This window comes from Pseudanabaena sp. FACHB-2040, from assembly GCF_014696715.1.
Classification (GTDB): Bacteria; Cyanobacteriota; Cyanobacteriia; order Phormidesmidales; family Phormidesmidaceae; genus JACVSF01.
In genome coordinates, this window is the sequence record NZ_JACJQO010000042.1 from 30,236 (window position 1) to 48,939 (window position 18,704).

The following is an 18,704-nucleotide window of genomic DNA, read 5'->3' on the forward strand; positions in this document are numbered from 1 at the left end:
CCGCCCAGGAGAGGCGGCGTGGTGCGGTTTGTATGGGTTTCTCCTACTAAGAACCATGTGTGCCAGTCGGCTCAGGATGCCGCTTAAGCCAATTCAGGATGCTCAGGACGTTTCGCTCAGGATTTTCAGGATAGGACTCTCAGGACGGCTCAGGATGCCCATCCTGTCGATAATCCTGAGCCGTCCTGAGGGGTTTTCGGATTCCATCCTGAGTATCCTGAGCATTTTGCCTAGGCTGTGCCACTTACGGCATAGAGGGGGGCACCATTCTCAAATCTGCTCAGAATCATTCCCTCTTCAGCCATTCGGTTCAAGACCGCTTTAGCCTCCTCAGCAGAGAGTTTTTTTAGGTCTGTGATCGCACTCTTGATTTGGTGCCCAGGGACAAATCCGTCTTGTCGTTCTAGGTAAGCGACTACCTTGGCTTCTACCGATTCAGATGTCTGCTGTTGGAAGGCATTCTCTAGCCGCTGCTGGTCAGTTTGGGGTGCGGCTCCATAGGTGGGTTCAGCATCTTGAGAGGGGCTCGGGTAGGCCATACGACCGGGTACAAGGCAGGGTTTTACATCTCCGTCGAACTGAGGGAATGAGCACAGCAACGGCTCACCTTTGACGGCTGCCAGCTGATAGAAACCGCTATCAAGTTTCTTCAATTCTGCCACCTGCGGCCCGGTCAGAGAATCGACGTGCTTCGAGTACCATGCCGGCATGTGGGAGAAGCCATCGGCGCACCGCTCCGATCCGCAGATGACAGACCAAAGGTTTTGCAAACTGGCGGCAGAGATGCCCTTGATATCGCTGCCGTTTTGGGTCTGCGACATCAGGGCCAGCATTGCCCCTTGGGCGGCTCCGGTCGCCAGCAGGAGCTTAATCAGGCTGCTGAACTGTTTGGTCACTTTCTTGTCTTCGTCGGTTTCGGCCTGTGACTCTAGCAGGTCAGTGACGGCCAGGGCCTCGTCTAGCACCAGCCAGTGAGTCTCCTTGCACCGGCCATCGAGAATGGCGGCAATCATCGGCTGCACCTCTGCCAGGACAGCAGCGACATCGGCATGGATGTTGAATGCCCGCAACCGGTAGCCCTTCCAGTGGTGGGGCACGCGATCGCTGTCCTTCAAGGTCAGGTAGGTGACATGCTGAGCGTCTTTCAGCAGGTGCAGCAGCGTGTTGGTCTTGCCGCCCCTAGACGGTGCCAGCAGCTTCAGGTGCGTCTCTGGGCGCAGCGACAGCACTCCGCGAGGAATGGCAGTTCTGACGGCTGAACTGTCGTCACAGGGCTGAACCGACTCAGCTGGGACTGCGATCGCACCTAGCCGGGTAGTCGGCCCAATGTTGCCCCCGGTCGGCTGCGGCTCGGGTTCAGGCGTAGAGTCTGCCGGCAGGGCTGCTTGCTGCTGTGCCCCTGCCCGTAGCCGCTTGAAATCATCCTCACTGGCTAGGACGTACTCAGCCACTTCGGCAGCATCAACGGCCATCAGCAGCTCGGGGGTGTGCTTGATGTGTTGCCCGTACAGCTCATGGAACCGGCGCTTTGCCACGCTGTAGGCAAAGTAGCGGTGCTCGTCACTGGGGAGCTGAGCTAGGGCATGGGCCAGCCTGTTGCCGCAGGTGAGGATCAAGGCGTACTCAGCCTTTTGGGCGGCGCTCATGTAGCTGTAGTCTTCGAGCTCTGGCAACTCCATCTGAGCACCAGAAGCAGCCCCTAGCATCTCGGCGGTACCGGTATCGCTGAAGGGGATGAGCATCACCCGGCCAGTCTTCTTGGCCTGGCCCATCACCCCAGCTATGTAGGTCACTACACCGATGCCGATCGGGATGGTGGCCAGCCCGCCAGTCGTGATGGCAGCCAGGCCCCCTAGCGCTAGGCTGGTCAGCCCCAAGGTCTTGCTCAGATTCCCGGCGGCGCGCTCGGCCTGGGCGTCTTCCACCAGTGATGTCAGACGGCGCTTGAGGACGATCTGAGCGTTTGAAACTTGCTGCTGAATCTCGGTGCTCATGCCTGCACCTCCTCATCTTCCAGGTCGGTCAGCCCGGTCAATTTGTAACAGCTCTCGAAGCCGAACACCTCGATCACCCCGTTGAGCAGCAGGAACACAACGGTGCTGCCGCTGTGCTCAAAAGTGACCAGGAAGCAGCCGATTTCAAAAACGTAGCTGGTCACAATCACCAGGCCATCGAAGATGTAGTTGTCTACCTCGGCGTACTGAAATTCAGCGTTTCGGATCTTTGCGATCGCTAGAGCTCTGGGGCTGAGGTCATCTACCCGATATTTGCGAACCCGGTCAAGCCTGGCTTTACGAACTTTGATGCTGACCGAGCGGATTGCTTTGGCCTGAAGGATGCCGCTGACCGCAGCTCCCACTAGCGCGATGTAGAAGTTGGGGTCAGCCCAGACGAGGTAATTGTCGAAGCTGGTGTTGCCGAAAGCTCGGTAGCCCGGCACCCAGCCGAAAGCGAAGTTGGAGCTTAGGCGGACCAGCTTCAGGGGACTGGGCAGCACTCGGCCCAGCTGAGCCCCATCAGAGACGCCTAGCTTCGGAACGAATCTGACGTCTTCGGCGACCCGGCCAGAGCCGTAAATCTCGCTGGTGCCGGCGTTGAGCAGCACGAGCAGACTCTCGGTGGTGAGGCCGTAGGCATAGACCATGCCGGCACTGAACAGCAGCACCTTGCCGGTGATTTCAATCTTGCCTCTGCCCTTGGCTTCCTCGGGTTCTGTCAGCCAGGCCAGGCCGCGAGCAATCCAAACGATGGGGCGGCCCAGCTGAGCCAGCAGGGGCGTTTTACTAGAGGCTTTAGGCTTCCAGTTGTTGTCCCTGGTAGCGGTGTCTGCAGGTGTGGTGGTGTCTGCGGGAGGATTAGCTGATTTCATCGGTTGAGTCTCCAGTTACTTGAGTTGGCCAAACGTGCACATCTTTCCGGCGCTCATGGCGGGCTCGGTGTCGATGGTGATGACCGCGCCATCCTTAACGGCTGCGACCAAGTGGCCGGATTCCGCATAGAGGGGATACCAGCGCCCCAGCGCGGGGTTGAAAATCGGTGCAGTGGGGTTGAGGCCCCAGTTGATGAGGTCTTGATCGACGGTGCCGGGGTTGTAGCGAAATCGGTTGAGCCTGACCCCGCAGGTGTGGTCGAGCACGTTGGCCCGCTGGTAGGCGTCTGAGAGTTGCGCTCGCTGCTGAATCTGGGCTAGCTCGGCCTCGGTTTTTTCCTGAGCTCGCAGCTGAGAGCGCTGCACTGAAACCCGCGTCATTGTCTCGCGCTCGCTCATGTTGTCCCAGACTGCCAGCGTGTTCTGAGTTCCCAGCAGGCCCATACACGCAGAAAACCCAGCGAGGACTGGCAGGCCCCACCGGCTAACGGCTTTGTGTTTATCGGTTGGAATGAAATTCATGGCTGTCCCTGAATCACGGCAAAGGCCCCTACCGACAGCAGTAGGGGCGAGGAAGCTAGACGCTTGCGTAGCAGAGGCTTTCTGCGATCGCATTGACCAAGGTGACTGCTTCCCCCCAACTCGTGAGTTCTTCGTCAAGCTGCTGCACCAGAGTCAGCAGTTCGCTGTCGGCGGTGGGGTAAGCGTCTAGCAGGGCAATGTCTAGGCGCTCTGAGATGCCGTCCTGCTGGACAGCTGATGCGGCATACGCTAGGGCGGCCATCAGGTGCAGGCGAGTCTCTACGGTGAGGTGCTGCAGGGTGCTGCCGTAACGCTGCTGTAGGGCCTGCACCGAAGGCAGATCGAGGTAATAGGTCAGGCAGTTAGCCATAATTGGGTTAAGTCCTTACGTAGTTTGCGTGGGATGAAGGCCCCCGAAAGTGGCGTGGAAACTGGTTTCGGGGGTTATCTAGTCATTTTTTTCGGCTGCAGCCGTTGGGGGAGACTTCCAGGCGGGGCAACCTCAGCGATTTCCGTTGCCAGTTTCTTAAGCAGGTCTGGCCGGTCGGCCAGCTGCCCGATGTAGTTTTTGGCTGTCTCGAAGGCTGCTTCTTGAAACGATTGGTCGAAGTTGCTATTCATAATTGGGTTAAGTCCTTACGTGGTTTGCGTGGGATGAAGGCCCCCGAAAGTGGCGTGGAAACTGGTTTCGGGGGTTATTCTGTGATCTGCTGTTGCAGGAGCCAGACAGCACGGCGGCGGGCTTGTCTAGCGGTCAGCTCTGGGCTGGCGGACTGGATGCGAGCGGCCAGAGCTTCGATCGTCGGTCGGTCAGCTTTTTGGGTCATAGGTCATCGCTTTGATTTTGAGAATTTACGATCGCACTCAACGGCCAGAGCGCTACTGCTGCAGACGTTTGCGGATATCCTTGCGGGCCTGCAACCTGCCCTCAATCTCGGCGAGCTGACGGGCCATCTCCTTCTCGTAGGCCCGTTCCCTGATTAGTTCCAACTCGGCCTCTCCGGCCTCCACCTCGCCCAAATCATCGGCATCTATCTCAGCTACGAGGGCGTCGAGCTTGTTTTTGGCGCTGAGAACGATTGCCCCTCGCTCCTTCTCAAGCTCCTCCTTGCGAGTTTTCCAGTTTTCGGCAACGGACTCTTTAGGAATGGTGGTAACAGCCTCAGGCAGTGCTCCCACAACCTCTGCGAGACCGTGAATCCAAGCGGCCCCGGTTAGCTGGTCTGCCCTCTGAAAATACGCCTGCATAAGCGACTTCCCTAGCTCAGTAAACTTGTCATCCGCCTTCAACAGGTCGCTTGAGACGACCTGAATCAGAGCTTTATAAGCTTTCCTTACGGCTGTATCGCTAACGCCAAACTCACGGGCCAGCTCGCGGGCCGAAAATGCCCCGTCTGCTTTGTCGTGAGTCGAAAATAGGCTCCCAATCTCGCTCCAGTAGTTAATCGGTTCGACCTGGTTCGCAGCAGGTTCGGGGGTGGTTTGCTCTTGGTTCTCATTCGGTTCGATATTGCTGGACTTCTCGGTTTGTTGCTCGGTTCCTTCGTCAATCAGCATCTGTTTTTTCCTTGTTTTGGCAAAGTTTTTGGCGCGGTTCATGAGCGGTTCGCGTGAAGAGTTTTGTCAGTTCGCAAACCAGGTTCGCACATTCTCAATATACCGCATGGGTAGGGCATGGGTGGAGCACTCATGCCGAATTAGTCACAATCCTATAACTTACGGGTACTGCATGGGTGCTTGATTGCGTAGGATTGGGCTAGTGATTAGTGAGCAGCCATGCCAGATGAACAGCCAATGAAGGATTGCGATTGGAGCAAAGTCACGCTCCCAAGGCCCTCCAAAGCTCAATCAAGGCCTTCCATTGGTGAGCTGAGTGACCTGGACTGGGCCAAGCTGATGGTGGTCTCCAAGCTCATCCACAAGTCAATTGCGTCAGTGCTGCAAACTGCCGTGATCACTTATCTCAACCGCAACTGGCATAACCACCTGGAGCGGCTGCACATAGTCGCTAACCGCGAGAACATCAGCATCGAAGAGGCTTTTGAGAAAATCGTTAAGGAAGAATTGGAGCCATGACCCAAGTTTGTGTTTGCGATCGCTGCCGTGTGCCGGCAACTGAGGAAACGATGTCACTCACCGGCTGGTGGCACCTGGTCACCGAGTCTAAAAAGAGCCGCCCCGCAAAGCCTAAAGGCCAACCGCGCCTCAAAGCTGATATTTGCCAGCCGTGCATTGAGGAAATGGGACTGCGCACGAATCTTGAGCCAACTCGGGGAGAGCTGTACCTACGCTGGATGAAGGAACACCCAGGTCGCTCAGCAATAGAAGGGCTGCGCAAGACTGCTCTGGCCGATGCCTACATTGAAGATACGTTTTGCGATCGCTGTGAAGAGATTTGCTCTGAGCAGTACGTGCGGCTGGAGAGCACCTGGCTGACTGAGGCTCAGGAAAAGGTCTGCATAGACTTGTGCCCTAGCTGCGCTGCGGCAGTAGAGATGCCCGTTGCGCCGCTGGAGAGCCAAGCGCTAAGTGTGTGATCTAGGGCAAACTGTGGACAGGAACAAACGCAAAAGCCCCCTGGCCTTAGGCCGGGGGGCTTTTTGTTGAAAACTTGGTCTCAGCCTGCGGGTTTGACTACCAGCATTACAAAGCCCAGATCCTCGGAAAAGCTTAGGGTGTAGGTTTTACCGTCATGAGCAGTTTGAATTTCCGTGTCGGAAGTTGAGGCAAGAGTGTCCAAGCCATTTCGTAGCCAGTCTTTGCCGCCGTCCCATCCCGGTGAGGCAAGATGCATAAAACCCGTGAGGTGAACAGAGTTTTCGGCTAGAGCATAGTCATCGTCATTCGGTAAACCCGCAATCATGGTTGCCTGCGTTAGCTCGTTATCAGGGCCGATTAACTCAACATGAACTAGGTTGTTTTCAGAGGTTCCCTGCACCCTAGGTTGGCCACCAACGGGAGAGCTTTGCTCAAAAACAAAGCCAATTTCAGGCTTTTCAAATATGCTCTGAAAGCCAGCCCTGGAGAGGCCGATACCGGCTGGTGCCTCTAGTGCCGGTGCAGGCTCTGGTGCTGCAGCCACTTGCTGCACGGGCGGGGCAGCAGCCACCTCAACAGCGGCAGGATCTGTGGCAATGAGGCTGACGAGGGGCGCGGAGCAGAAAATCAAGCTTCTAATGAGCAGGCGCTTGGGCACGGAGTATTTGCCTAAAAGCCTTCCGGTAGGCGGTGCGACGGAGGTGGCCATGGTGAGCATTGCTAGGGCTATGCCGATCTGGCTAACGCTGACAAGAGCGCAGAGGCCGAACAGGCCAGTGAAGGCCCAGCCTGCGCGGGTCGTGAAGGTTTTCATGAGCTAGGAACAGAAACGCTTAGCTCAGAATTCCCGGCAGCTTGAGCCGATTCCCGTTGGATGTTATGAGGCAGATATGATTTGATGCTCAAAGGCTAACCTGAGGGCTGCAAATGATGCTAACCGAGTACCTGGAGCAGTTTGACCGGATCGAGGGGTGGTTGCATAAGCCGACAGCCATCATGACCTTTAGGCTATGCGAGTTTCAAAGGCACATGCGGTTCGCTGGGAACCTGGTGGAGATTGGGACTTACCACGGTCGCTACTTTTTTGCGTTTTCCGGTGCAGCGGAAAAGGGAGAGATCTGCATCGCGGTTGACCTGTTTGAGGACCAGGCCCGCAATGAGGACTTGCCGGGCTATGACGAGGTGGGCTCAACGGGCATCCATTCCTTGACCCAGGACATTTTCAGGGACCATGCCAGAAATCTGCTGCCAGAGCACAATGTGCTGATAGTTCAGGCCTCCTCGCTCGACATCAGCCCACGCCACCTAATGCCCAACGGGCTACAGGCCAGGTTCTTTTCCATAGACGGTGGCCACTCTGCTACGGTCTTTAAGCACGACCTGCTGCTGGCTGAGCAGGTCATTGCAGAGCACGGCATCATCGCAATCGATGACATCCTCAACCCCCAGTGGCCTGGCATCATCACCGAGGTGATCCGTTACCTCGACCGGGGAGAGCCACAGCTCAAGCCGATTGCGTTTCTGCCCAACAAACTGCTGCTGGGTAAGGGAAATTTCGTGGAGCTGTATAAGAGCTTCCTCCGGGTCAAGTTCCCGGAGGCCCTAGAGCGCAAGGATGCAGAGCTTTCAACCTTCTTGGTTGACCAGTACCGAGGCTGATGCAGTTTCGAGGGCTTTTACCTACGAAAGTCTCAATTTGAGCGCCCTAGCCCTGATTTCTGGTTCAGAATAAAACCGTTAGGGCAAATGTTTGCATAACGGGACTTCATGGTTTCTACGCCTCTGCAACACACGCTGATCAAAGAGCGGATTCTTGCGAACCTTAAGGCTGAATACCCCTTTATCGTCGATTGCTCAATACAGCTAGCAGCCAACGGATGGCAACTGGGCATCCGCACGGATCCAATGCCAGATGGCTTTTTTGATGAGATGGGCAACGTGCTAGCGATCGCAGAGCGTGTTGCAGAATTTCGCACCCTGAAACTCAATGACAATCAGCCTGTTGAGGCAGAGGGGCTACGGGCCTGGTGCGAGCAACTTTTCACGGACGACTCAGGGGAGGGTGACCTCAAGGAGCTGTGCAGATTCCTGATGAAGGATGCCAGACAGCTCCGCAGCATCATCACCATCAGCCCCAGCGGGGTTTACCTCAGCTTCATCCCACAGCAGGGGCAAAGGTCCAAGGTAGCCCCCAATGAGCTTTTGGGAAAAACCATTGCTCAGGTAATTGGCCAGACGGCCCATGACGAAATTATCAGCGCCGTCAGACGGTCTCAAAGCACTGGCCAGGACCAGTTCTGCGTGTATGAGGCGGTGTTTGGCGACGGGGAGAGGCAGCGCTACACCGCCAGAGTCTCAGCTAAGCCAGATGGGTCACTTGCTTGGCTTGCCGTTACCCGTCTTGAATCCATTTCTCACGACTAGGTCACCGTTCGCGGCTCTGACGCCAATAATCACTTCCTGAAGGGCGAACATGGTTACCGGGTCACCGTTGGGAAATTTGAAGGAGCCCATAGCTTCGAGGGCAAAGGCAATTCCAGAGTTGGGGAGCGAGGCGAAACTGGTGCTCTGGTACCGCTGAAACATGGATCTTGGTGGAGAGTAGCCGGTTTTTTCCTTGAGAAGGTCCACAAAGTCCTGCCAATTTTCTAACCCCAACTGCTCTCGACAGTGAAGCAAAACCATTGAGTACGCTTCGATTCCAGCCCTAGACGCCTTGGTTGGATCCATAAGTTTGAGATTTGAGGTCACACATCCATGATTCAGGATTTAACCCCGATCCTAGGGTTTTTCGGGTGAGCGTCTCCTAACTTTCCTGAATCTTGGTACTTACTGTTGCGATCGCAAGAGTTAGATCGTACACTCAGGATCGCGGATTCAAGATTGGAGTGAAGAAAATGCCCCGAGGCGATCACCTAGCTGGAATTAATGTCTACAGGTCCACGCAGAAGCGACTCTCCACGTTCTGCCGACTGACTGGCCGCTCTCAGGTTTGGGTTATCAGCACGTCTATCGAAGAGTGGCTAGCCAAACAGCCGGAGGCACAGAAGGTGGAGGAAATGCTGGCAGAAGAGGCCGCAAAAGCATCTCAGGAGCAGGAGGAGGAGCAATTGCTCTCCCCAAAGCAGCGAGCGGCTTAGCGGTTAATAAAGAGCCCCCACAGGTAGGACTGTGAGGGCTTTTGAGAATTTTTTACTTCAACAAATTGCAGCCCAAAGGGGGCAACAACTTGGATATCGCAGTGACGGGCACCGAAACGCAGGCGTCGCAGTGACGAGCATCACAACGATGGCTATCTTAATGAATCTAACACGAAGCAACACTCGGAATCGGGACGGAATTCCCGAACAGTCAGATTTTACATGCACTTCACCCGCTCAGTCAGCTTGCTTAAGCACGCTGCTGCAGTGCGATCGCTCGGTAGTGAGTTCAGGCGTGGCTTTGGCCGACGCCTTTTTGTTTGCTGTTTTGAGGTTCTGATGGTTTCGATAGACACTCCACCTGCCCCAAGTCATATCGCCCCAAAGCACTGGCAGGAATGGGTTACAGGCAGCCAAGTATCTCCCCATATTGCGGCACTTAATCTGTCTGAATACTCCGGTCAGGCGGTCATTGAGATGCTGGCTGACAAGCCCCTTAGCAAGCTGGGGCCACACTCAAAAATCTATGTCACCGCTGGGATGAGGCGCATTTTGCAGCGCTACGAAGGCCCTAGCCAGGGGGGATGGGGTCTTTTTGGGCTTGACCCGCTCAACGACTGGCAGCAGTCGAGCTGGTTCAGGTTCAAGCCTGACACTCCTCACTTTGACTCAGAGCGACAGCGCCCGGTCAAATACGAGAGCCCAGCCGGGGAACCAACCCGCGCTACGTTCCTGCGCGTGAGTTACGCCGATTCAGTTTTAACAGCAGAGAGGATCAAAGACAGTTATGAAACAGCGTACTGTGCATTCCGGTCAAGGCTTTATGACAAGCTCCAACAAGCGGCGAAAGCCAAGGGCCAGCAACTACAAAGTTCACAAGAGCCCGCTACTGGAAGTGATGACGATAGACCTGCACAGATTTTTGAGGGGGATGCCTGGTTCGCAGCCGCCAGAGGTCAGTTCAAAAAAGCTCATCAAATCCTGAGCCAGGCACGAGAACCCATTGAGGATGAAGGCTTCTGGCCGTGGGTAGACCGCTTCGTTTTACCTGTGGCTATTGTCGAGGGGGAGAAGAAGGCTGGGGCCATGCTCTCTCTCGGTATCCCCGCGATCGCAATTCCAGGTATTCGCAACGCCGTGCGCACCCGTGACAAAGAGGGCAACCGGCTGCTGGAGCCCTACCTCATCCCAGAGCTAAAACACTTTGCCACGGAGAACCGAGAGGTCACGGTCTGCTTTGACTACGAAACCCGCCAGGAGCAGCGGCTGGAGCTAGACCTGGAAATCGAAAAAATCAAGGTGCAGTTCAGCAGGGCCAAATGCCAGGTGAAGGTGCTGGAGCTGCCTGGCCCCCAGAAGGGGGTGGACGATTTCATAGTGGCGCACGGCTGGGAAGCTTTTGCAGCGCTCTACGATGGCGCTCCTAGCTTTGAGCTTTGGACGGTGATCCGCTACAGCAGGCTGACCTACAAAACCGATCTGGAGCTTAACCAGCGCTATTTAGGAGACATCCCCATCCCGCCCACAGCGAAGCTTATTGCCATCAGCTCACCCAAAGGCACCGGCAAAACCGAGAGCTTCCGGTCGCTGGTGGAAGAGGCCAGCGCTCGCGGCCAGCGCACCCTGCTTATCACTCACCGAGTGCAGCTGGGTCAGGCCATTTGCGATCGCGTCTACCTGCCCTACGTGACCGAGCTGCGCAGCAGCGAGGAGGGCTCGCTGCTGGGCTATGGCGTGTGCATCGATAGCTTGCACCCCGAGTCTCAAGCCCGGTTCAATGCCGAGGACTGGAGCAATGCGCTGGTCATTATCGACGAATGCGAGCAGGTTGTTTGGCACCTGCTGAGCGCCACCACAGAGGTCAAAAATCGCCGGGTCGAAGTGCTCAAGCAGCTGCAGACCTTGCTCAACGGCGTGCTGGCCAGCGACAGGGGCCGCATTGTTCTCTCCGATGCCGACCTGTCAGATCTGAGCCTCGATTTTGTTCATTCCCTGCTCAACAACCGGCTCAAGTTTGAGTCCTTTGTGGTGGCCAACCGCTACCAGCCGCAGGAGCCTTGGGAGGTAACGCTCTACCGCCAGAGCAAGCCCGCCCAATGGATGGCAGCACTGCTGGAGCACATCGGCGACGGGGGCAAGCCCTTCGTAGTTACGCAGTCGCAAAAAACGAAATCCAAGTGGAGCACCACCACGCTGGAGAAGCTGCTCAATGAGCGATACCCAGAGCTGCGGGTGCTGCGCATTGATAGCCAAAGCGTGGCCGACCCCAGCCACCCAGCCTACCTCTGCACCTCCAACCTCAATGAGGTACTGCTGGGGTATGACGCGGTGATAGCCTCTCCCACCATCGAAACCGGGGTGAGCATCGACATCAGAGGCCACTTCACCAGCGTCTGGGGCTGTATGCAGGGTGTGCTGCCTGAGAACTCTGCCAGGCAGTCACTGGCCCGGGTGCGAGAGCCGGTGCCCAGGCACATCTGGTGCAGCCCTTTTGGGGTAGGCCGAGTTGGCAACGGCGGCACATCTGTGCGCTCAATCCTGGCCGCAGAGTACAAGCTCGCTAAGCGCAGCGCCCAGGTGCTCAGCTACGCAGCCCTGGGAGATGACATGATCTCGGCCTTTGGCTCGGTGCTGCGAATTTGGGCAGCAATGGCCTGCCGCATCAATGCGGGAGCAGTTCGCTATCGGGACTCGGTACTCTACGGCCTGCAGCAAGAGGGGCACACCGTTACGGAGGACGACCAGGTGCGGCCCATTGTGGGGTTAAACGTTGACCTGGAAAAAATTAAGCGGGAGCAGTTCGCCAAGGAATGCGAAGCCACTTCAGCTGAGGAGGAGATTCACACCGAGCGCGAGTATGAGGAGCTGAAGGGCAAAAAGGCCAAAACCAAATCCGAGTGGTATAAGCAGCGGAAATACGAAATTCAGCAGCGCTACGGGCAGGAGGTGACCCCCGAGCTGGTGGCAAAAGATGCTGACGGTTGGTATCCCCAGCTCAGGCTTTTCTACTACCTCACCCTCGGCAATAGCTTTCTGGCAGAGCGCGATCGGGGAGCTTTTGACACCCAGCTGAAATCTGGTGCTGCCTGGCTACCCACCCTCAACCGCTCGCAACTAAGCCTGCGGGTGAAGGCCCTCGACTACCTGGGCATCAAAAAGCTTTTCAACACCCAGGAGTGCTTTAACGGTGGCACCAGGGCCGATGAGGCCGAGATTGAGGCGGGCGATCGCACTCACTACGATGATGCACACCCCCTCCTCTTGGAGGTCGCCGAGGCGGCCCGCAAATTCAGCTGGGAGATCAGGGCCATTTTGGGCATCACCACTAGTGAGAAAATGTCGCCAATACAGATCTGCCAGGCTCTTTTGGGCAAGGTAGGCATAAAGCTTGAGTGTGTTTGCCAAGAGGGTCCGCGTGGAGCCAGGCAGCGCATTTACAGGTTTAGACAGCCGCAGGACGGAAGGGCTGAAGTCCTTGAAGGCTGGTATCTGCGAGACGTTTCAGCTCATGACGCCGGGGGAGCGGTGCACACCCCTGGTAATAAAGAGATTTACTCTGGGGAGGCCGCATGATGACGCAGCTTCCCGCCTGGGTCAAACCCGGCGCGATCGCATTCGACCGCAGCACCTTCACCTGCTTCACCGTCTGCCGGGTTCGCCAGGCGAAAGGCAATGGCCCGCTCTACCTGATGCACAAGCACGAAGGCGATCTAGGGGCTGGCCACCGGCTGGAGGATTGCAAGCTGGCAGAGCTAGGCGACCTGCTGAACTGCCGCCGGTACATCTTCGAGGACCTGGCCTTGGCGCTGACCCTGAAAGGCAGCGAAATCGTGCTGACGCGGTCCCAGAGCAGTGCCATCGTGGCTCTACCAGAGGAGCAGATCGACTTTGCCGCTTCAGTTCAGAGCTTTGCCAACTTCTTCAGCGGCGTGATTGTGGCTGAGGAGGTGGAAGCGTGATTGAGCAGCTCAGCCTACTAAGCCTCACCCCCGAGCCCGAATCTGAGCCAGCCCCTGCTCCTGAAATCCCACTCTGCCACTGCTGCGCGGTTCCTGGCTGCGACAGCCTGATCAGCGAAATCCTGCTGATGTGCAGCCGCCACTGGGGGCAAATTCCGAGGGAGTTGCAGGCGATCTACTGGGCGCACTACCAAGCCCCTGACTCCCCCGAGTGCATCGCAGCTACTGCGGCAGCGGTGGCTGCCGTTAGTCCCCCGGTTCTAGAGCCGTCCCGTAATCAGATCCGCTTCCTAATCGGCGATCGCGTCTGCATCACCGAGCCAATTCAGGGTCGCTCCAGGCCAAACCCAGAGGACAAGAAAAAACCCATCCCTGTTTGGTTCACCCCATGGGAGGGCCGTGTTGGTACCTACTGCGGCCTCAACAGAGCGGGCTTGGCGCTGGTCGATTTTGGCGTGGGGCTTTACCCCGTTTCACTCAAATCACTTTCATTTGCGGAGATGACCTGATGTCGCTCGACAAACTACTGATAAACCAAAAGCTCACAGACATCACGATAGGTCAGTTGGCCCAGCTGCTGAAGGAGTCGGGAGCTGGGCGCATGTCACTCTCCCAGGACTACATAAGCGGCAAAAGGCACTGGGTGCTGGTGATGGCCCACAACGACAGCGCTGATCGGCTTAGTCAGTGCATCAAGCAGCTTGATGCAGAGGACTTAGCGGCAGAGGTGGAAGAGAGCTAATGCCAATGCAGCGTGAGCTTTATCCGCCGAATTGGGATGCGATCGCACTGGCCAAAAAAGAGTCTGTGGGTTGGCACTGCGAGAACTGTGATCGCCCCTGCCGCATCAGCGGTGAGTCCCTCTACGACTTCATCCTCCGCATTGAGGGCGAGCCCCATCCTGACTTGGATTGGGTCAATCAGGCCGCTATCTCAACCATCTGCGAGAAGCCGCAGCGCTGGACGCTCACCGTGGCTCACCTGAACCAAGAGCCCAGCGATTGCTCTGATGCAAACCTCAAGGCCCTCTGTGCCCCCTGCCACCTGGAGCACGACCGGCCCTTCCGCTTAGCCAACAGGGCCAGAAAGTTGGAGCGCCAAGGCCAACTCAACCTGCTCCGGCCACCGGCGATCGCACCCATCGCAGCAGACCTAGGCAGAGACCCAACCCGTATCCAGCCGACCCTTTGGAGTTAGGCACATGGCAACCCGACCCCGACAGCAATTCGCCCCAGGGCAACTGGTCAGGGTTGCCCATCCCCTTCCCGCAAACAGAGACCTGAAAAACGAAGTTTTGGAGATAGTCGAGATGGTAGGAAAGAGCGCAGTTGTATCGAAGGACTCAAAGCGCCGTGTCGTCGGCACTGAGCAGTTAGAGACGGTTGAGCGGCCTATCCCTGCTGAGCCTACGGTTGAAAGCTCACGGCCAGAACCAGAGGCCCCAGAGCGGAAGTTCCAGCTTGGCGACCAGCTCAAGCAAGACCTCAACACCGAGGGCACTGGCAGCTTGCCTTCCCTCATTAGCTACGGCGTCCTAGTAGACTACTGCCCAATGCCCAACGCGGGACCAAAGCTTCTACCGTTCCTGCGCTGGGAGAACGGCACTCAGGGCTGGGCCTCAGAGGATCAGCTAGAGCCAGCTGATCGGCCCGTAGTGGTTCCAAAGTTCTGCGCTGGAGATCGCGTACAAACTGACTACAGCAAGCATGATCAAGCCTCACCACCCCCTGGCCTAAATGGCGTAGCGGATAGGCAGCGAGGCTATGTTGAGGCAGTAAGGCCTCGTCACGGTTACTTCGGCTATTGGGTGCGATTTGACGGTTTTGATCGAGCCGTTGAAGTTCCTCTGCAATTCCTAGCATCCGAGCAGTCCGATTCTGACGCAACGGAAAGTGAGATCGCAGCGGTTGAAGCCGAGATTGTGGAAGCCGAGCCAGCTGCTCGCTTGGCCCAGCTTGAAGAGGAAATTCAGGCTAGCTTGACCCAGATTGACGAGGGTCGCTCTCGGCTCTGGTCCGCCGTGGCAGCCGTGAAAAATGAGGAGCTATGGCGCGAGGCTGGCCACCCCAATTTCATCAGCTACTGCAAAGAGCGCTGGGGCTGGGAGAAGTCCAACGCCTACGACAATGCGATCGCCGGTGAGGTCTATCAGTCCCTAGTGCTTTCCGGCGCAGCGGAAAACGAGCTGCCTCAGAGCCTGGGAGCGATGCGCGAGCTGGCCAAAGTGCCAGAGAGTGAGCGCATGGAGGTGCTGCAGCAGGCACAGGTGGCCACCGGTGGCCGAGTCACGGGTAAAGCGGTGAGAAATGCGGCCAGGCCTAAAGTAGACCCCGATCAGCCCGCCGATGAGGAAAAAGCCGAGCTAGAGGAACCCACCTACCACGACGCCGACGGTAGGCCCCTTTGCCTAAACGATGCTGTGGTCTCCGCCAAAGGCTACGCCCTGCTGGGCAAGGTTATTGCCTTTGACCACAACCACTACCTGCCCGTGGTCATCCTTCAGCCCGACGGCACAGAGTCGAACGTCAAGCCCGAAACCCTACTGGTAGCAGAGCTGAACGAATTGCCAGCCAGCCCCGCAGAGCTGCCGCAGCCAGCCGCCCCAGAGGCGAAAAACGCCCACTCGGATGCGGAAACGCCCTCGCCTGTTGTAGAGGCTTCTGGAGGGGGCTGGCAGATCGGAGACATCGTGGTAGACGAGTATCGCCCCTACAGCCCCATGGTCATCACCAAAATGAGCGAGACTCAGGCCTGCTGCTGGGACATGCTCAACGAGACCTGGATCGGCTGGAAGAGCCTACAGCCCTACACCGAAAAGACCTCAATCAGCCTTGAAAGCATCTGCAAGTGGCGGCTGCAGAAGCTGGTGAAGGTGCTGGGCAAGGATGCTGTCACCGCAATGCTGGAGGAGGTGTGAGTCATGCCCATAAAGCTCATCAAAATTAGCTACAACCCTCGCCTAAAAAGCGTTGTAGACGCAGCTATTCACCTGCTCAACGTCACTCTATATGGGCGCTGTGAGGTGAGTATCCAGCACTTTGAGTCAGAGCAGGAGCTGGAAACCTTTCTGCTTAACGGTGCCGACGGCCCAGAGCAGGAGCATGAAATCCCTACTTTCACTTGCCCGGAGTGCCACCGCACCAGCTATAACCCCAACGACGTGCTCAACAGCTACTGCGGGGCCTGCAATCGTTTTTTTGAGGAGTCAAACGTTGATGGCTAAAGGTTTTGGAAAAGAGCAGCAGTCGGATCAAATTTGGGTCGAGTCACTAGTCAAATCTCGCACACTGCAACCTGCGATCAACCTCAAATGGGGCAAGCAGCAGGCGCAGCTCACCCCCCAGGAGGCAACCCACCATGCCCTGGCAGTACTCGAAGCGGCGGCAGCTGCTGAGCTAGACAGCGCTCTGATGCGGTGGGCCGTGGAGGTTGCTGGCTCGTCTCCAGTCCAGGGCGCTCAACTGCTGCAGCTATTTAGGCAGCAGCGCGAAGCAGGCCAAATTCCGAGTTGCACTATGGACCTGGGGGATGAGTCGATCCGCCCTGACACGGCTAGAGAGCGGGCTAAATACTTGCTGATGAATGCGTTCAACACCGAAGTCGAGGCATTTCTGTTGGTCTTTGCCATACAAGATTTGGGCTTGGCTGCAGAGCAGGCAGACCAAATGCTGCAGGAGTTTCGGGCACTCAGAGGTCTACAAACTGATTGGAACCGTGAAGGGCTAAGGGGTGATGGCGATGAGTAACGAATCTACTCGGTTAGAAGAGCTGAAGCAGCGATATTTTGCCCTGGCTCATGCCATGCAGACTGGTGTTGCCTTCACGATGGAGTTTGACCCTTCCCAGGTTGCACCCAAGCACCTGAGGGTAGGCGTGAACTCTGCAATGGTTGAGCACTCCGCAGTGGTGCGGCTGCTCTTGGAGAAAGGCATCTTCACCGAGCTGGAGTTTTACGAATCTCTCTGTGAGGTCATGGAGGAAGAGGCGCAGCGCTACAAGAGGCAGCTGCGGGAGCATTACGGCGGAGATGTAGACCTGGCATGACGGACACAGCCCAGACAATAGCCCTGCTGCTAGAAACCGCTGCGGCTCAGCAGAAGCTGGCCGAGGCCGCCCTGGAGATGGCTAGAGATCTACAGCGCCAGACTCAAGAGCATCAGTGGGTGAAACTTACAGAAGCCGCCCTAATGCTGGGCAGCGCCTTCACAGCGGGCAAAATTGGCGACGACATCAAGGCTGGGCTCTTCAAGTACGGGCGAGACTACATCAACACCAGCAACGGCGTGAAGCCTAACTACGCCGTGAAGGTTGCTCGCCTGCGCAAGGTCTACGAGCTGGAGCCAGAGAAGCGCCCCACCTACCCCCAGCCAGAACCTGCTCAGAAAGAGGCTTAGATGGGTCTGTTCAGCCTGGCCCGCTCCCATGCCTGCTGCATGTGGTCCCTGTTCAGAAACTGCTGATAAATCCGGTTGTGAACCACCAGGCTGTGATCCATCATCTTGGCGGCAATGCTGGGGTCTAGGCCCATCACTGCCGCCCTGGCCGCCCAGCAGTGCCTCAGGTCGTAGGGGACAAATGGCATCTGGTTGCGGTTGAAATACTGCGAAACGCGCATCCCATAGTCGCTGTTGCGCTTAGCTGTCAGCCTGGGCAGCTCTACATCCCAAAGCCGAAATCGCTCCCACCAGTCGTCTGGCAAAGGCCAAACGCTGTGGGGCTTTCTGTTTTTGCCATCCTGCACCAGGGCAATACCTGGGGGCTCCTTGAGCGCTTCCAGGTCCACAAAAAACACCTCATGATCCCTAAGACCATAGGTCGCCATGAGGGCATAAACACACTGCCACGGGCGCGACGGTATCTGGTCGTAGTAGGCCAATATTTCTTGGTCACTAGGCAAGTCACGAGGGTTCACCGAGCTGGGGCTATACGCGCCCCTGTAGGCCGTGAGGTTGGCATCGAGCTGCGCCAGTCTGGCCAGTGCTCCATAGGCCATAGCGGCCCGCTGCCGTGCCCTGGTGTCAGGCTTAGTGGTCTCCAGCAGTACCTTGACCAGCAGCTCGGCAGAAAGGTCTTTGTCCGCTGGCAGCCGCCGAAACGGGATCTGGTAATCCTTTTCCCAGGTCGTCTCGCTCTGGGGGTTGCGATCGCGGCGCTGGAAATAGTTTTGCTCGAATGCCTCCACCCAATCGGCGCAGGTTTGGCACCGGCGCTCAGTGGCGGACCAGTCCGCCCAGCTGAATCGCCCCATAGGAAGGTCAGAGGCCAGGCGCTGAGCATCGGCCAAAGATCGCTTCACCCCAGCCGGGTTGAGAAAGACCCCCAAAGCAATCCTCTGCTGATAGGGTTTATCCTTTGAGCTATTGGGCTTCGGTGGTAGCGTGGCCCTTAGGTAGAGCCGGTTGCTTCCCTTCACTTGAACAATCTGCACCCCAGAGCGGGCTGCCTTTAAAGAGGCGTTGGCTTCTGCCAGCAAATCCTCAACGGAACGCTTGCCCACTTGACTAAAACTTGCCTAAAATTCAGCCCAAATAATAGCTTTTAAGTTTGATAAAGCAAACGCAAACAACAGAAAATCAGCGTTATTCGGGCCGCAAAACTGCTTAAACGTGAAATCAAGGTGTTGACAGGGGGTTGTGGTTCCACCATTCGAGGGTTCGAGTCCCTTCGTTCGCCCTT

25 protein-coding genes are annotated in these 18,704 nt (G+C 56.9%); 15 read left to right on the forward strand and 10 right to left on the reverse strand.

The features are described 5' to 3' along the window. Positions 1 to 230: 230 nt before the first annotated feature. From H6G13_RS27995 to H6G13_RS28020, 7 genes are all read right to left on the reverse strand, one after another. Positions 231 to 1,994 carry a hypothetical protein gene (locus tag H6G13_RS27995; protein WP_190489063.1) on the reverse strand — a complete coding sequence of 588 codons (1,764 nt, stop codon included), beginning with the start codon at positions 1,992 to 1,994 and terminating at the stop codon, positions 231 to 233. Further along, positions 1,991 to 2,869 (reverse strand): hypothetical protein, encoded by an 879-nt coding sequence (locus tag H6G13_RS28000; protein ID WP_190489064.1) that lies wholly within the window; start codon positions 2,867 to 2,869, stop codon positions 1,991 to 1,993. Before H6G13_RS28000 ends, H6G13_RS27995 begins: the two co-directional genes overlap by 4 nt. Positions 2,870 to 2,884: 15 nt before the next feature. Beyond that, on the reverse strand, positions 2,885 to 3,391 hold the full coding sequence (locus H6G13_RS28005) for a hypothetical protein (protein WP_190489065.1): 507 nt from the start codon (positions 3,389 to 3,391) through the stop codon (positions 2,885 to 2,887). Positions 3,392 to 3,446: 55 nt separating this feature from the next. Beyond that, positions 3,447 to 3,761 carry a hypothetical protein gene (locus H6G13_RS28010; RefSeq protein WP_190489066.1) on the reverse strand — a complete coding sequence of 105 codons (315 nt, stop codon included), beginning with the start codon at positions 3,759 to 3,761 and terminating at the stop codon, positions 3,447 to 3,449. A 74-nt stretch (positions 3,762 to 3,835) separates the two neighbouring features. Next, entirely contained in the window at positions 3,836 to 4,012 is a 177-nt protein-coding gene (locus H6G13_RS28015) for a hypothetical protein (RefSeq protein WP_190489067.1), read from the reverse strand. A 74-nt stretch (positions 4,013 to 4,086) separates the two neighbouring features. After that, positions 4,087 to 4,218 (reverse strand): hypothetical protein, encoded by a 132-nt coding sequence (locus H6G13_RS29320; RefSeq protein ID WP_277882563.1) that lies wholly within the window; start codon positions 4,216 to 4,218, stop codon positions 4,087 to 4,089. Positions 4,219 to 4,270: 52 nt separating this feature from the next. Further along, positions 4,271 to 4,948 carry a hypothetical protein gene (locus tag H6G13_RS28020; RefSeq protein WP_190489068.1) on the reverse strand — a complete coding sequence of 226 codons (678 nt, stop codon included), beginning with the start codon at positions 4,946 to 4,948 and terminating at the stop codon, positions 4,271 to 4,273. A 219-nt stretch (positions 4,949 to 5,167) separates the two neighbouring features. Between H6G13_RS28020 and H6G13_RS28025 the strand changes: the two genes are divergently transcribed. Beyond that, positions 5,168 to 5,467, forward strand: a complete 300-nt coding sequence (locus H6G13_RS28025) for a hypothetical protein (protein ID WP_190489069.1) — start codon at positions 5,168 to 5,170, stop codon at positions 5,465 to 5,467. Next, positions 5,464 to 5,928, forward strand: coding sequence for a hypothetical protein (locus H6G13_RS28030; RefSeq protein WP_190489070.1), 465 nt, complete (start codon positions 5,464 to 5,466; stop codon positions 5,926 to 5,928). The genes H6G13_RS28025 and H6G13_RS28030 overlap by 4 nt, the downstream gene beginning before the upstream one ends. Before the next feature lie 80 nt (positions 5,929 to 6,008). Here H6G13_RS28030 and H6G13_RS28035 read toward each other — a convergent pair whose 3' ends face one another. Further along, on the reverse strand, positions 6,009 to 6,743 hold the full coding sequence (locus H6G13_RS28035) for a hypothetical protein (RefSeq protein ID WP_190489071.1): 735 nt from the start codon (positions 6,741 to 6,743) through the stop codon (positions 6,009 to 6,011). 113 nt (positions 6,744 to 6,856) lie between these two features. Between H6G13_RS28035 and H6G13_RS28040 the strand changes: the two genes are divergently transcribed. Both H6G13_RS28040 and H6G13_RS28045 read left to right on the forward strand, forming a co-directional pair. Further along, a complete protein-coding gene (locus H6G13_RS28040; protein ID WP_190489072.1) occupies positions 6,857 to 7,588 on the forward strand; it encodes a class I SAM-dependent methyltransferase in 732 nt (243 codons plus the stop codon). Between the two features lie 108 nt (positions 7,589 to 7,696). Further along, positions 7,697 to 8,353 carry a hypothetical protein gene (locus tag H6G13_RS28045; RefSeq protein ID WP_190489074.1) on the forward strand — a complete coding sequence of 219 codons (657 nt, stop codon included), beginning with the start codon at positions 7,697 to 7,699 and terminating at the stop codon, positions 8,351 to 8,353. Here the strand turns inward: H6G13_RS28045 and H6G13_RS28050 are convergent. Next, positions 8,303 to 8,659, reverse strand: a complete 357-nt coding sequence (locus H6G13_RS28050) for a hypothetical protein (protein WP_190489076.1) — start codon at positions 8,657 to 8,659, stop codon at positions 8,303 to 8,305. The genes H6G13_RS28045 and H6G13_RS28050 overlap by 51 nt on opposite strands. A gap of 167 nt (positions 8,660 to 8,826) precedes the next feature. On the opposite strand from H6G13_RS28050, the gene H6G13_RS28055 reads away from it, so the two are divergent. The 11 genes from H6G13_RS28055 (at position 8,827) to H6G13_RS28105 (ending at position 17,422) form a co-directional block, all read left to right on the forward strand. Beyond that, on the forward strand, positions 8,827 to 9,069 hold the full coding sequence (locus H6G13_RS28055; RefSeq protein WP_190489079.1) for a hypothetical protein: 243 nt from the start codon (positions 8,827 to 8,829) through the stop codon (positions 9,067 to 9,069). Between the two features lie 339 nt (positions 9,070 to 9,408). Then, positions 9,409 to 12,642 (forward strand): plasmid replication protein, CyRepA1 family, encoded by a 3,234-nt coding sequence (locus tag H6G13_RS28060; protein WP_190489081.1) that lies wholly within the window; start codon positions 9,409 to 9,411, stop codon positions 12,640 to 12,642. Then, the gene (locus H6G13_RS28065; protein WP_190489083.1) at positions 12,639 to 13,028 is read left to right on the forward strand and encodes a hypothetical protein; all 390 of its coding nucleotides are present in this window, start codon (positions 12,639 to 12,641) and stop codon (positions 13,026 to 13,028) included. The genes H6G13_RS28060 and H6G13_RS28065 overlap by 4 nt, the downstream gene beginning before the upstream one ends. Further along, on the forward strand, positions 13,025 to 13,537 hold the full coding sequence (locus H6G13_RS28070) for a hypothetical protein (RefSeq protein WP_190489085.1): 513 nt from the start codon (positions 13,025 to 13,027) through the stop codon (positions 13,535 to 13,537). The genes H6G13_RS28065 and H6G13_RS28070 overlap by 4 nt, the downstream gene beginning before the upstream one ends. Continuing rightward, positions 13,537 to 13,770, forward strand: coding sequence for a hypothetical protein (locus H6G13_RS28075; protein ID WP_190489088.1), 234 nt, complete (start codon positions 13,537 to 13,539; stop codon positions 13,768 to 13,770). The genes H6G13_RS28070 and H6G13_RS28075 overlap by 1 nt, the downstream gene beginning before the upstream one ends. Beyond that, positions 13,770 to 14,225: a hypothetical protein gene (locus H6G13_RS28080; RefSeq protein WP_190489090.1), complete on the forward strand. Its 456-nt coding sequence runs from the start codon at positions 13,770 to 13,772 to the stop codon at positions 14,223 to 14,225. Before H6G13_RS28075 ends, H6G13_RS28080 begins: the two co-directional genes overlap by 1 nt. A gap of 4 nt (positions 14,226 to 14,229) precedes the next feature. Continuing rightward, a complete protein-coding gene (locus tag H6G13_RS28085) occupies positions 14,230 to 15,945 on the forward strand; it encodes a hypothetical protein (protein ID WP_190489092.1) in 1,716 nt (571 codons plus the stop codon). Between the two features lie 3 nt (positions 15,946 to 15,948). Then, positions 15,949 to 16,251, forward strand: coding sequence for a hypothetical protein (locus H6G13_RS28090; protein WP_190489094.1), 303 nt, complete (start codon positions 15,949 to 15,951; stop codon positions 16,249 to 16,251). Then, a complete protein-coding gene (locus tag H6G13_RS28095; protein ID WP_190489096.1) occupies positions 16,244 to 16,774 on the forward strand; it encodes a hypothetical protein in 531 nt (176 codons plus the stop codon). Before H6G13_RS28090 ends, H6G13_RS28095 begins: the two co-directional genes overlap by 8 nt. After that, entirely contained in the window at positions 16,767 to 17,072 is a 306-nt protein-coding gene (locus H6G13_RS28100) for a hypothetical protein (protein ID WP_190489099.1), read from the forward strand. Before H6G13_RS28095 ends, H6G13_RS28100 begins: the two co-directional genes overlap by 8 nt. Beyond that, positions 17,069 to 17,422: a hypothetical protein gene (locus tag H6G13_RS28105; protein ID WP_190489101.1), complete on the forward strand. Its 354-nt coding sequence runs from the start codon at positions 17,069 to 17,071 to the stop codon at positions 17,420 to 17,422. Before H6G13_RS28100 ends, H6G13_RS28105 begins: the two co-directional genes overlap by 4 nt. On the opposite strand, the gene H6G13_RS28110 is transcribed toward H6G13_RS28105, so the two are convergent. After that, positions 17,419 to 18,525 (reverse strand): site-specific integrase, encoded by a 1,107-nt coding sequence (locus H6G13_RS28110; RefSeq protein WP_190489103.1) that lies wholly within the window; start codon positions 18,523 to 18,525, stop codon positions 17,419 to 17,421. The two genes, H6G13_RS28105 and H6G13_RS28110, sit on opposite strands and share 4 nt — an antisense overlap. Positions 18,526 to 18,704 lie beyond the last annotated feature (179 nt).